Source organism: Fictibacillus sp. KU28468, assembly GCF_026153615.1.
In the GTDB taxonomy this organism is placed as follows: domain Bacteria; phylum Bacillota; class Bacilli; order Bacillales; family Fictibacillaceae; genus Fictibacillus_C; species Fictibacillus_C marinisediminis.
This window is the reverse complement of sequence record NZ_CP110666.1, coordinates 2,652,398-2,665,132: the sequence shown is the minus strand read 5'-3', so window position 1 is coordinate 2,665,132 and position 12,735 is coordinate 2,652,398. Positions and strand designations below refer to the sequence as shown.

Genomic DNA, 12,735 nt, shown 5'->3' with positions numbered 1-12,735 from the left:
ATGCTAATAGCCAGGCGATAGCCTTGGCTTCTTTTTCTGATGTGAACTCTTGTAGAAAGGTCTTGATAATGTGGAACTAAAGACACTAGTAAATCATTTATTAAACTATAAAACAGATCATGGAACAAACCCTGAAATTACTTCGATTGAAATGGACTCCAGAGCAGCAGGACCGGGAAGTCTGTTTGTCTGCATCAAAGGGTTTACCGTAGACGGTCACGACTATGCGGGGCAGGCTGTAAAAAACGGAGCAGCAGCAGTATTGGCTGAAAAACCTCTGGAGGGCATTGATTCGGTGCCCGTCATTTTAGTGAACGATACCAAAAGGGCGATGGCGGTGCTCGCGAATGTATTTTACGATTACCCAACAAGTAAACTGCATCTTATCGGGATCACCGGAACGAACGGTAAAACGACCACTTCTCATCTGATCGAGCAGATTTTTTCAGATGCTGGGAAACGAACGGGCATGATAGGCACCATCGATATGAAAATAAATGGAGTCAGCCATAAAGTATCCAACACCACCCCGGAATCTCTTTTTCTTCAAAAAGCGTTTAAAGAGATGAATGATCAGGGCGTGGAGAGTGCAGTCATGGAAGTTTCCTCCCATGCCCTGGATATGGGCAGGGTCAGGGGCTGCGATTATGACATCGCTGTGTTCACGAATTTTACCCAGGACCATTTGGACTATCATAAAGATATGGAGACGTATTTAAGAGCTAAAGGGCTTCTGTTCGCTCAGCTCGGTAATACATACGCCGGGAATAAGGAAAAGATCGCCATCCTTAACAGGGATGACGAGGCTTCAAAAGAGTTCGAAAAAATGACAGCCGCACAAATATTAACGTACGGTATTGAACAAAAAAGCGATATTATGGCGAAGGATATTAAGGTGACTGGAAAAGGAACCTCCTTTACTCTTGTAACGCCGTTAGAAGAGAGGCCTGTTTCCATAAAACTAGTCGGTAAATTTTCGGTATACAACGTACTTGCTGCGATTTCAGCTACGCTTTTATCCGGTATTCCGATTGACTCTATTGTCAAAACCATGGAAAATATGAATGGTGTACCGGGGCGTTTTGAAACGGTTGATGCTGGCCAAAGCTTTACGGTAATCGTTGACTATGCCCATACACCTGACAGCCTCGAGAATGCACTTACAACCGTGAATGAATTTGCCGTTGGAAAAGTGATTTCTGTAGTAGGCTGCGGAGGAGACCGTGACCGGACTAAAAGGCCACTGATGGCAAAGATTGCAGCAGAGCATTCGGATGTTGCCATCTTTACTTCCGATAATCCCAGGACAGAAGATCCCCTTGCGATACTTGAGGATATGAAAGAAGGCGTTCAGGGCTACGAATACATCATTAAGCCAGACCGAAAAGATGCGATCACCTACGCGGTAGAAATCGCAGATGACAATGACATTATCCTGGTTGCCGGAAAAGGGCATGAAACCTACCAAATTATCGGAAAAGACGTTCTGGATTTTGATGACCGGAAAGTAGCTGCAGAAGCGATTGGAGCGAAATAGCAATGAAATTGGATTTAAAAGAATTAACAGGGATAGCTGTATCGACTACTGGAAACATTGAGAATACAGTGATTCATGAGGTAACCAAAGATTCAAGGCAATCTTCTCCGCAATCGCTGTACATCCCAATCTCTGGAGAGAAATTCGATGGACATCGTTTTTTAATGCAGGCCATTGAGCAGGGAGCTGTAGCCTCCCTTTGGAAAGAAGGTACACCCTTGCCAGAAGGGCTCGAAAGCTCGTTCCCTCTCCTTTATGTAAAAGATACGGTGGAATCTCTTCAGCAGATGGCTAAGCTTTATTTAAGGAAAGTAAAGCCGGTCGTTATTGCTGTAACTGGTTCCAATGGGAAAACGACGACTAAGGATCTGCTGGAAGCTGTTGTTTCCACGAGTTTTAAAACCCATAAAACACAAGGCAACTACAATAACCATATCGGCCTGCCTCTGACGATCCTGTCCATGGAAAACGACACTGAGGTTATCATTCTTGAAATGGGAATGAGCAATTTCGGAGAGATCTCATTACTTAGCAGATTGTCTGAACCTGATCTGGCGATTGTAACAAATATTGGAGAATCACATATCGAGTACCTCGGAAGCAGAGAAGGCATCGCAAAAGCTAAACTTGAGATTAAAGACGGCCTTAAAGAAAGCGGGCTGCTCATTGTTGATGGAGATGAACCTCTTCTTCAGCATCTGTCATCACCCAATATATTAAAATGTGGCTATGGTGAAGATTGCACGGTGAAGATCGTGAATCAAGATGGTGATGAGGATGGCTTCACATTCGAGCTTGAAGGAGGGAACATGGTTTATTCTCTTCCGCTGCTCGGTACTCATAATGTTAAAAATGCAGCATATGCTATCGCAGTCGGCCATTATTTGAATATTGAGGACAGCGCGATGAATGAGGGTTTGAAAAACCTGAAGCTGACCAACATGAGGCTGGAAAAATACCGCGGCTTGAATGGGGCGCTGCTGATCAATGACGCATATAATGCCAGCCCTACAAGCATGGCGGCTGCTATAGAAGCTGTTAAAGGACTGCAGAATTATAAAAGAAAAGCCGTTGTACTGGGAGATATGTATGAACTTGGTCCGACGGAAGAAAAGATGCACCGTGGCGTAGCAGAGTACATTGATGCTGAAATCACAGATGTTATCGCCATCGGAGAAAAAGGAAAGTGGATCGGCGAGGAAGTATTAAAAAAGGGTAAACCTGGGCTAAACGTCTCCATTTTCAACAAAAAAGAAGAGGCGTCTGATGCGATTCGCTCTCTGCTCTCGAAGGACACGGCAGTTCTGTTTAAAGCATCACGCGGGATGGCGCTGGAGACCATCATTAAACCATTTATTGAGGATGTTCAGGAGGCAGGGAAATGATTGAACAAGTATTACTATTTACACTTCTTGCTTCTTTTCTAATTGCTGTTTTAAGCTCGCCATTTTTCATACCATTCTTACGAAGATTAAAGTTCGGGCAAAGCATTCGGGAAGAAGGGCCGAAATCTCATCAGAAGAAGTCGGGTACACCAACAATGGGAGGCATTATTATTATCGTCGCCCTTTCGCTGGCTGCGTATATTATGACTTTTAAATTCATTGGTATGAAGACGGAGACGTATTTGCTTCTTCTTGTAACAGTAGGTTACGGGATCGTAGGTTTTCTGGATGACTTTATCAAAGTCGTAAAAAAGAGGAATCTAGGGCTCACTTCCAGACAAAAGCTGGTAGGGCAGCTGGTTATTGCCGCAATCTTCTACATTGGACTTATTAAAACAGGTTTTTCAACAGAGATCAGTGTACCAGGGACGGATTTTTCCTTTGATGTTGGCTGGTTGTATCCCGTTCTTGTCGTCGTCATGCTGATAGGAGCTTCTAACGCGGTGAACCTTACGGATGGTCTCGATGGACTTCTTGCGGGAACAGCCGCCATTGCTTTTGGGGCATTCGCGGTTCTTGCTTCCAACCTCCACCACTATGAAACTGCGTTGTTCTCAGTAGCTGTTGTCGGGGGCGTTCTCGGCTTTTTAGTTTTCAATGCCCATCCGGCAAAAGTTTTTATGGGTGATACAGGGTCGCTCGCTCTAGGGGGAGCCATAAGTGCTATTGCCATCATTTTGAAACTGGAACTTCTGCTTGTGATCATTGGCGGTGTGTTCGTTATCGAAACATTGTCGGTTATGCTTCAGGTTGCGTCATTTAAGACGAGAGGAAAACGAATCTTTAAGATGAGTCCTCTTCACCACCACTATGAACTCAGCGGCTGGTCGGAATGGAGAATAGTTGTAACCTTCTGGGGTGTCGGTTTGTTATTCGCTGCCCTTGGAATCTATTTAGAGGTGTGGGTATAAAATGAACGATATGAAAAATTTTCAAGGAAAACATGTACTAGTTCTCGGCTTGGCTAAAAGCGGATTCGCTGCTGCCAAGCTGCTTAAGACTTATGGTGCGAACGTCGTCGTGAACGATCGAACGCCGATGGAAGAGAATGAACAAGCAAGAAAACTTTCAAGTGAAGGCTATGAAGTAATCTGCGGGGATCATCCATTATCCTTATTGGACCGTCCGACAGACTTTGTTGTGAAAAATCCCGGAATTCCTTATACCAATCCGATTGTCAGTGAGGCGGTTAAACGCGGCATTCCTGTCATCACCGAGGTAGAAATCGCCGGAAAGGTATCCCGTGCTGAGATGATTGCCATTACGGGATCTAACGGAAAGACTACGACGACCACCCTGGTGGGAGAGATGCTAAAAAACAGCGGACGCAAACCTGTAGTTGCAGGTAACATCGGAACGGTTCTGTCTGAAGTGGCAGACAGGTCAAACGAATCAGATGTTATTGTTGCAGAATTGTCAAGTTTTCAATTGATGGGGACACAGTCGTATGCACCAAGAATCGCAGTTCTTCTTAATATTTTTGAGGCGCACCTGGATTATCACGGTTCACTTGCAGAGTATGCAGCAGCAAAGGGAAGGATTTTTGCCAACCAGAAAGAGAAAGACTTCGCGGTTTATAACGCGGATGACCTGAGAGTTTGTGAATTGGCTCAAAGCACAAAAGCGCTGAAGGTTCCCTTTTCTGTGACGAAAGAATGCCATGATGGAGCTTACATAAAAGATGGAAGCCTTTATTTTAGAGAAGAGAAAATCATCTCTTTGAGAGATATTGTTCTTCCTGGGCAGCACAACCTTGAGAATATTCTTGCCGCTGTTGCCGCTTCGAAGCTAGCTGGAGCGAATAATGAACAGATTCAGGAAACGTTAAATACATTTACCGGTGTCAAGCACCGCCTGCAGTACGTAGCGGAGGTCAACGGCAGGAAATTTTATAACGATTCAAAAGCTACCAATATACTGGCTACCCAAAAAGCCATTTCTGCGTTTGAGCAAAAAATTATTCTTCTTGCCGGCGGATTGGACAGAGGGAACGAATTTGATGATTTGATCCCACAGCTGAAACAAGTGAAGTCGATCATTTTATTTGGCCAAACAGCGCCTAAGCTGCAGCGAGCTGCAAAAGACGCCGGAATAGAAGATATTAAACTTGTTGATAATGTGGAGGAAGCCGTTCCTGCCGCATATCAGAATTCTTCTGAAGGCGATATTATCCTTCTATCCCCGGCTTGCGCGAGCTGGGACCAGTTTAAAACTTTTGAACAAAGAGGGGACATCTTTATCAACTCTGTGCATAAACTTAAGTAGAGTTTGTACATGCTGGTTTTGGAACGAGCAAATACAGAAGAGTTGAGGTGTTTCTTTTGCCTGCGACACGAACAACACCGGATATTATTTTAATTGGCACGACATTGCTTCTATTATCCATAGGCATTATTATGGTTTACAGCGCCAGTGCGGATTGGGCACTTGTAAAGTTCAACGATCCGTTCTTCTTCGCTAAACGGCAGCTTCTTTTTGCCGGAGTCGGAGTGGCAGCTATGTTTTTTATTATGAATGTCAATTATATGACCTGGCGTACTTGGGCAAAGATCCTCTTAGTCATATGTTTTGTTTTGCTGGTAGGCGTGCTCATCCCAGGAGTGGGAATGGTGCGGGGGGGCGCAAGAAGCTGGATTGGAGTGGGAGCCTTTTCCATCCAGCCCTCAGAATTTATGAAACTTGCAATGATTACTTTTCTGGCTAAATATTTAGCAGAACATCAAAAAAAGATAACGTCCTTTAAGAAGGGCTTGCTGCCCACATTAGGCCTTGTTATGCTGGCGTTCGCGATGATCATGCTGCAGCCCGATCTCGGTACAGGTTCTGTCATGGTAGGAACGAGCATCGTTATGATCTTTGTAGCCGGTGCAAGAATCTCCCACTTTGTAGGACTAGGGTTCGTCGGACTTGTGGGATTCGCCGGTCTGATCATATCAGCCCCATACCGGATTAAGCGGATTACCTCCTTTTTGGATCCATGGAGTGACGAGCTTGGAAGCGGATTTCAGATCATTCAATCTCTGTATTCATTGGGTCCCGGCGGATTGATGGGGCTCGGACTTGGTGAGAGCAGACAAAAGTTTGGTTACCTTCCAGAACCACAGACGGACTTTATCTTTGCTATTCTATCAGAGGAGCTTGGATTTATTGGCGGTGCATTGGTCTTGCTGCTTTTTAGCATCCTTCTGTGGAGGGGAGTCAGAATTGCACTCGGCGCGCCTGATTTGTTCGGAAGCTTTCTGGCAATTGGTATTATTGGAATGGTTGCTATTCAAGTAATGATTAACATCGGAGTAGTCACAGGTCTTATGCCGGTCACAGGGATCACTCTTCCACTGATCAGCTATGGGGGATCATCACTGACTCTCATGCTTGCATCGATCGGGGTTCTGCTGAACATCAGCCGATATGCCAAGTATTAAGCAGCGTCTTACATGCTGAATTTTAAGGACAAAGAAGTGAAACAGCTGGAAGTACAGGGTCCTCACAGCGTTTTTAGCTTATTTGTCTCTCGCATGCCCTGTCAGTGTGGTGACAGGGTTTGTATTATTTTTAATCAGTTTTACGGAGGTGCTTTATGAGGATTGTGTTAAGCGGCGGAGGTACGGGAGGACATATTTATCCTGCTCTTGCGCTTGCAAATGAGATTAAGAAACTTCATCCGGATGCGGAGATTTTATATATAGGGACAGAAAAAGGGCTTGAGAGCAAGCTCGTTCCGAGGGAAAACATCCCTTTTAAAAGTATTCATATTACAGGCTTTAAAAGAAGTCTTTCAATGGAAAACGCAAAAACGGTCATGCGCTTTTTAAAAGGTGTTTCCCGCTGCAAGAAAATCATGAAGGAATTTAAGCCGGACGTTGTAGTGGGCACAGGAGGATATGTTTGCGGACCAGTCGTATATGCGGCGAGCAGCCTGAAGATTCCTTCGCTGATCCATGAACAGAACAGTGTCCCAGGCCTGACAAACAAGTTTCTTAGCAAGTATGTTAAGAAAATTGCGATCTCATTTGAAGAGAGCGCAAGTTATTTTCCTAAGGAAAAAGTTGTTTTCACTGGGAATCCCAGAGCTTCTGAGGTCATTGGAACTGACGGTGCAAAAGGAAGACAATCATTGAACCTCGATCCGGAGAAGAAAACAGTATTGATTGTAGGGGGAAGCCGGGGAGCCCGCCCAATCAATGAAGCGTTTCTGGATGTGCTTACAGAAGCAGAGAAGAAGAGCTATCAATTCGTCTATGTTACAGGTGACGTGCATCATGAGAACGTCCTGAAGGCGGTCAGCCAGTCAGGAAGCCCGGCGAATGTGACCATTGTTCCTTTTGTTCACAACATGCCCGAACTTCTTGCAGGTGTTGACCTTGTGGTTGCGCGGGCAGGGGCCACATCTATCGCGGAATTGACGGCGCTTGGAATTCCTAGTATTTTGATACCGAGCCCATACGTGACCAATAATCATCAGGAAAAGAACGCGAGAGCTCTTGAACAAAACGGAGCGGCTGTTGTGATTCTTGAAAAAGATATGAATGGTTCATTGCTTCTTGAAGAAGTGGACAACATCTTGCTTAACCAGAAGAACTGGGAACGAATGCACCAGGCTTCAAAAGAACTGGGTATGCCAAGGGCTGCAGCGAATGTGGTAAAGCTGATGGAAAATATTAAACATACTTCTGCGAAATAATATAAAATATGATAATAGATTTTGTGTGATATAGGGGGGGATTTTTTTGAATAAACTGGCAGATCAACTGCGGAAAGAAAACTTAGGTAAAGTTTTGGAAAATGAGCCGCTGAAAAACCATACTACATTAAAAATCGGAGGGCCTGCAGATCTTTTTTTTGAGCCGAACAATACAGACTCTCTTAAAAAAGCAATGGAATACATTAAAGCAGCAGGTGTACCTTTCCGTCCGATCGGCCGAGGATCAAACTTGCTCGTATCGGATGAAGGAATCGAAGGAGTCGTCATAAAGCTAGGTGACGGTCTAGACAGCCTTGAACAAAATGGGGGCGAGTTTAGGATTGGAGGGGGGTATTCCCTCGTCAAACTGGCTACCGTTCTATCCCGCGAAGGATACTCAGGACTTGAATTTTCCGCAGGAATTCCAGGATCTCTCGGCGGAGCCGTATTCATGAACGCCGGAGCTCATGGATCAGACATGTCAAAAATCTTGAAAGAAGCATTGGTCCTCTTTCCCGATGGGGAGTTGAAATGGCTCACCAATGAAGAAATGGAGTTCTCTTATCGTACCTCAGTACTACAGAAAACCGGTGGGATCTGCGTGGAAGCCGTTCTGCTTCTTGAAAAAGGCGACAGAGAAACCATAATGGCTGAACTGAAAAAGAATAAGGACTACCGCAGAAATACACAGCCTTGGAACTATCCATGCTGCGGCAGCGTATTTAGGAATCCTCTTCCGAATTATGCGGGCCAGCTTATTGAATCCTCTGGTTTAAAAGGAACAACTGTCGGGGGTGCACAGATCTCTGACATGCATGCTAACTTTATTGTAAACACTGGAAATGCCAAAGCGAAAGATGTCCTGGATCTGATCTCGCTGATCCAGAAAAAGATCAAAGAACTGCACAATATCGATATCGAGACCGAAGTGGAGATAATCGGCAGAAAAAGCTAAAAAATGCCACATCGTTCACGTTAACTTATGTTATAATTTAATAGACATAAATCGGACTGGATGGTTCCTATTGGAGAAGGAGAATAGCTTGCAGAGCTGTTTTCCTTTCTCTTTACATATGAAGGATGGTATTCAGTTTATTTGTATTTACACGGGGGAAAGGAAATGGACAAGGAAAAAGTTGTTACGATTGAAGACCGCATTCCCAAATTAAAAACGCAGCGCAAACAAAAAACAAACAGAAGAATGATTATTTACTTGTCCCTTTTCTTTTTGCTGATATTGGTATTTGTCTATTTCCAATCCAGTTTCAGTGACATAAAAAAGATAACCGTGAGCGGGAACGAAAACATCAGCGACCAAGCCATTATTAAAGCGGCGAAAATCAGCCCTCACACCTCTTTTCTGAACCTGTCGGATGAAGACATTCAAAAAGGCATACTAAAAATGGGGGAGATCTCCTCTGTTGAAGTACATAAAAAGTTCTACAATCATCTCATCATAGAAGTGAAGGAATTTCATAGAGTAGGCTATCTGAAGGAAAATGGAAAATATTATCCTGTTCTCGAAAGCGGGAAACTCCTTGCTGGTATGAAAAAGGGCTCGTTGCCAGTAAACGCACCAATCATCACAGACTGGAAGGACCGGAAGCTCTTGAAACCTATGGCGAAGGAACTCGGCAAGCTGACGAAAGGGATCGCCCACCGTATTTCTGAGATTCAATTAGATACTGAAAGCAAGGACGGCAATCGAATCATTCTTTATATGACAGACGGTTACGAAGTCAGGTCCTCGATCACCCGTTTTGCCAGAAAAATGGAGGCTTACCCATCCATCGTACAGCAGCTGGGACCTCATCAAAAAGGGGTTATCAATATGGATGTCAGCACGTATTTCCATGAATTCGGCAAAGAGGAGGCACCTAAGAGTGAAACCGACAGGTAAGTATGTTTTCTTTTCGATCATCATGCTCGTGACAGGCTTTTTTCTATCGTACTCCTATCAAATTACGAAAAAGGAAGCAGCGACTCATGAAACGAACAGCCAGTGGAAACAAGAGGATGGTTTGAGAAGCGGTATATTGAGAACCCAAAAGACTAACCGGAAATTGAACGGGGAATTAAAAAAAATTCAGCTTCAAATTCAAAAAAGAGAAAACAAACTAGCGGATCAGGAGAAGAAATCCTATAACTTAGTTGAAGACCTGAAAAAAATGAGGAAAGTAGTTGGAAGCGTTAAAGTTAAGGGTCCAGGAATTGAAGTAACCCTCTCGGACTCATCTTATGTTCCAGATGGTGAGAATCCCAATAATTATATTGTTCATGAAGAGCACATTCGAAGCGTGATCTACGAAATGCTTGTTTCAGGAGCGGAAGCTGTTGCTGTTAACGGACAAAGGATTTCCCACAGCAGCTATATCACATGTGTGGGTCCGGTCGTCAGCGTAGACGGCAATCAATATCCAGCTCCTTTTACCATTACAGCGATCGGAGATAAGTCAATAATGGAAAAATCGTTGAATTTATCTGTAGTCAGTGATCTCGTCAATGATGGCATTGAAGTTAGAGTAGCGACAAAGGATGGAATTACGATGGATCCTTATTTAAGCAAAGAGGGATGAGCGAATTGAACAACAAAAGAAAAGCAATATTCGCCGGCGTTGCCTGCATTCTGGGCTTAATGCTGGCCATTCAGTTTCAGACAACCAACAATCCCATAACAAGAGACACAAGAGATACGTGGGAACTCCGTGCGGACTTGGAAAAAGAGAAACAGCGCCAGCAGGATCTAAACAATGAAATCAAAAAGTATCAGGATCTTTTAGATGATTATGAACAATCACGAAAGAAGGAAAAAACAGAGGCGATGGAAAAAGCGCTTAATGACTTAAAAGAGGCGGCAGGTTTGACAGAAGTGAGCGGACAAGGAATTCTGATCACCATCGAACCCTTTAATGAAGGAGAAGCGCCAAAACTCTATCCGGAATTGATCAGAAGGCTGATCAATGAACTGAACAGATATGAAGCAAAGGATATTTCAGTGGATGGCCAGCGAATCATCTCGACTACACCGATCAGGGAAGTCAATGGCGAAACCTACATAAATAACCAGCCGCTCGGCTCGTTTCCTATTGAAATCAAAGTATTATCAGATGATGCCCAAAAACTTCAAAATAAAATTATTGCTTCGCAATCTGCGGAAGATTTTGTGAGGGAGAACCTATACATTGATTCTAAGCCACAAAACCAGCTGACACTGCCCGCTTACGATAAACCCATCCGTGTAAAATACATGAAGCAGGCAAAGGAGGAATTATAATGTGGCTGCCGGTCTTGGCTTTAATCATTGGTCTGGTTTTGGGTTTTTTATCTGAAATACGGATTCCTTATGAATATACAAACTACCTTTCTATCGCTGTTCTGGCAGCGCTTGACACGTTGTTCGGAGGAATTCGGGCCCACATGCAAGGGAATTTCGAGGATAAGGTATTTATCAGCGGGTTTTTCTTTAATATTCTGCTTGCGGCAGGCCTTGCCTATCTAGGGGTACATCTTGGAATTGATTTATATTTGGCGGCAATATTTGCTTTTGGCGTCAGATTGTTTAATAATATAGCTGTCATTCGCCGGCTTGTTATTTCAAAATGGAGCAAATCTAGAAAAAACAGTTAATTTTCTTAAAAACTTAAGAAAAAAAAGAGGGAATAATCCTTGTTTGTGGAATTTATTCCTTAATTAACCCACTCGTATACCGATATAATTACATAACGGATAGACGAATAGTATATAACGGACATTTTAAACTCAAGGAGGTGCCAAAGAATGAACAGCAACGAGATTTATGTAAGTTTAGACATCGGTACATCCAATATTAAAGTTATCATTGGAGAAATGACCAGTGAATCCTTTAATGTAATTGGTGTAGGTCACTCAAAATCTGCAGGAATAAAAAAAGGATCTATTGTTGATATCGATGAAACTGTTCGTTCCATAAAAAAAGCGGTTGAACAGGCAGAACGAATGCTTGGTATACCGGTTAATGCAGTAATTGTAGGTGTGAAAGGAAATCATATTCAGCTTCAGCCATGCCATGGTGTAGTTGCTGTTTCCAGTGAAGACCGTGAAATTGGGGATGAAGACATTGCACGCGTGATTGATGCTGCTCAAGTAGTTTCAATTCCTCCTGAACGGGAAATTATTGATGTCATACCTGGACAGTTTATTGTTGATGGAACCGATGAAATTATTGATCCGCGCGGTATGCTCGGAGTCAGGCTGGAAATGGAAGGAACGATCGTAACAGGATCTAAGACCATATTACATAATTTACTGCGTTGCGTGGAAAGAGCGGGGCTGCAAGTTGCTGATATCTGTCTTGAACCACTGGCTACTGCTTCAATAGCCCTTACCAGGGATGAGATGGACTTAGGAACAGCCTTAATCGATATCGGCGGAGGATCAACTACAGTGTCCGTATTTGATCAGGGAACAATGCAGATGACCACCGTTCTTCCATTCGGCGGAGAGTTCATTTCTAAAGACATATCTATCGGACTTCGAACGACTGCTGAAGATGCAGAAAAAATAAAGGTCAAGCATGGACATGCTTTTGTTGATCATGCATCAAAAGACGAAACGTTTTCTGTCGCTCAGATTGGATCCTCATCAGATCAGGAGATCAGTCAGTACGATCTGGCTCTTATTATTGAAGCCCGTATTGCTGAAATGCTCGAACTAGCTGACGAAGAGCTCATTCGAAGAGGCTATAGAGATCTGCCAGGAGGATTTGTGATAACCGGTGGTGTTGCCGCGATGCCTGGATTGCTGGAATTGGCACAGGAAATTTTCCAGAACAATGTCAGGGTCTCCCTGCCGGATTATATCGGCGTCAGAGAGCCGCAATATACGACAGGTATCGGCCTCATCCAATTTACGTACCGCAACATTAAGGTACAAGGAAAAGAGGTAGCTTCTGCCCTTACTGAGGGAGCAGAGGTCCAGCAAAGAAAGAAACAGCCTCAAGCGGCAAAGCAGCAAAGTGATAAAACCGCAGGCGGCATGAAATCCAAAATGAAAAATTGGTTTGGTTTATTTTTCGAATAAGAGACAGGTTTAAC

12 protein-coding genes are annotated in these 12,735 nt (G+C 43.8%); all 12 read left to right on the top strand.

Annotated elements, in window-relative coordinates; translation table 11 throughout:
• Nucleotides 1-70 precede the first annotated feature (70 nt).
• The 12 genes from OKX00_RS13775 to ftsA all read left to right on the top strand — a co-directional run bounded on the left by OKX00_RS13775 (nt 71) and on the right by ftsA (nt 12,721).
• Entirely contained in the window at nt 71-1,537 is a 1,467-nt protein-coding gene (locus tag OKX00_RS13775) for a UDP-N-acetylmuramoyl-L-alanyl-D-glutamate--2,6-diaminopimelate ligase (protein ID WP_265407723.1), read from the top strand.
• 2 nt (nt 1,538-1,539) lie between these two features.
• Nucleotides 1,540-2,922 carry a UDP-N-acetylmuramoyl-tripeptide--D-alanyl-D-alanine ligase gene (locus OKX00_RS13770; protein WP_265407722.1) on the top strand — a complete coding sequence of 461 codons (1,383 nt, stop codon included), beginning with the start codon at nt 1,540-1,542 and terminating at the stop codon, nt 2,920-2,922.
• The gene (mraY, locus tag OKX00_RS13765) at nt 2,919-3,893 is read left to right on the top strand and encodes a phospho-N-acetylmuramoyl-pentapeptide-transferase (protein WP_265407721.1); all 975 of its coding nucleotides are present in this window, start codon (nt 2,919-2,921) and stop codon (nt 3,891-3,893) included. Before OKX00_RS13770 ends, mraY begins: the two co-directional genes overlap by 4 nt.
• Nucleotide 3,894: 1 nt before the next feature.
• On the top strand, nt 3,895-5,247 hold the full coding sequence (gene murD, locus OKX00_RS13760) for a UDP-N-acetylmuramoyl-L-alanine--D-glutamate ligase (protein ID WP_265407720.1): 1,353 nt from the start codon (nt 3,895-3,897) through the stop codon (nt 5,245-5,247).
• A 56-nt stretch (nt 5,248-5,303) separates the two neighbouring features.
• On the top strand, nt 5,304-6,404 hold the full coding sequence (spoVE, locus tag OKX00_RS13755; protein WP_053358283.1) for a stage V sporulation protein E: 1,101 nt from the start codon (nt 5,304-5,306) through the stop codon (nt 6,402-6,404).
• A 155-nt stretch (nt 6,405-6,559) separates the two neighbouring features.
• Nucleotides 6,560-7,663 carry an undecaprenyldiphospho-muramoylpentapeptide beta-N-acetylglucosaminyltransferase gene (murG, locus tag OKX00_RS13750; RefSeq protein WP_265407719.1) on the top strand — a complete coding sequence of 368 codons (1,104 nt, stop codon included), beginning with the start codon at nt 6,560-6,562 and terminating at the stop codon, nt 7,661-7,663.
• A gap of 46 nt (nt 7,664-7,709) precedes the next feature.
• Nucleotides 7,710-8,618, top strand: coding sequence for a UDP-N-acetylmuramate dehydrogenase (gene murB, locus OKX00_RS13745; RefSeq protein ID WP_265407718.1), 909 nt, complete (start codon nt 7,710-7,712; stop codon nt 8,616-8,618).
• Between the two features lie 165 nt (nt 8,619-8,783).
• Entirely contained in the window at nt 8,784-9,563 is a 780-nt protein-coding gene (locus tag OKX00_RS13740) for a cell division protein FtsQ/DivIB (RefSeq protein WP_265407717.1), read from the top strand.
• Complete coding sequence (locus tag OKX00_RS13735) at nt 9,547-10,239, top strand: DUF881 domain-containing protein (RefSeq protein WP_231689121.1); 693 nt, start codon at nt 9,547-9,549, stop codon at nt 10,237-10,239. Before OKX00_RS13740 ends, OKX00_RS13735 begins: the two co-directional genes overlap by 17 nt.
• A 5-nt stretch (nt 10,240-10,244) precedes the next feature.
• Entirely contained in the window at nt 10,245-10,937 is a 693-nt protein-coding gene (locus OKX00_RS13730; protein WP_265407716.1) for a DUF881 domain-containing protein, read from the top strand.
• Nucleotides 10,937-11,290 (top strand): small basic family protein, encoded by a 354-nt coding sequence (locus tag OKX00_RS13725; protein ID WP_248252516.1) that lies wholly within the window; start codon nt 10,937-10,939, stop codon nt 11,288-11,290. Before OKX00_RS13730 ends, OKX00_RS13725 begins: the two co-directional genes overlap by 1 nt.
• Before the next feature lie 150 nt (nt 11,291-11,440).
• Nucleotides 11,441-12,721 carry a cell division protein FtsA gene (gene ftsA, locus OKX00_RS13720; protein WP_091005330.1) on the top strand — a complete coding sequence of 427 codons (1,281 nt, stop codon included), beginning with the start codon at nt 11,441-11,443 and terminating at the stop codon, nt 12,719-12,721.
• Nucleotides 12,722-12,735: the final 14 nt, after the last annotated feature.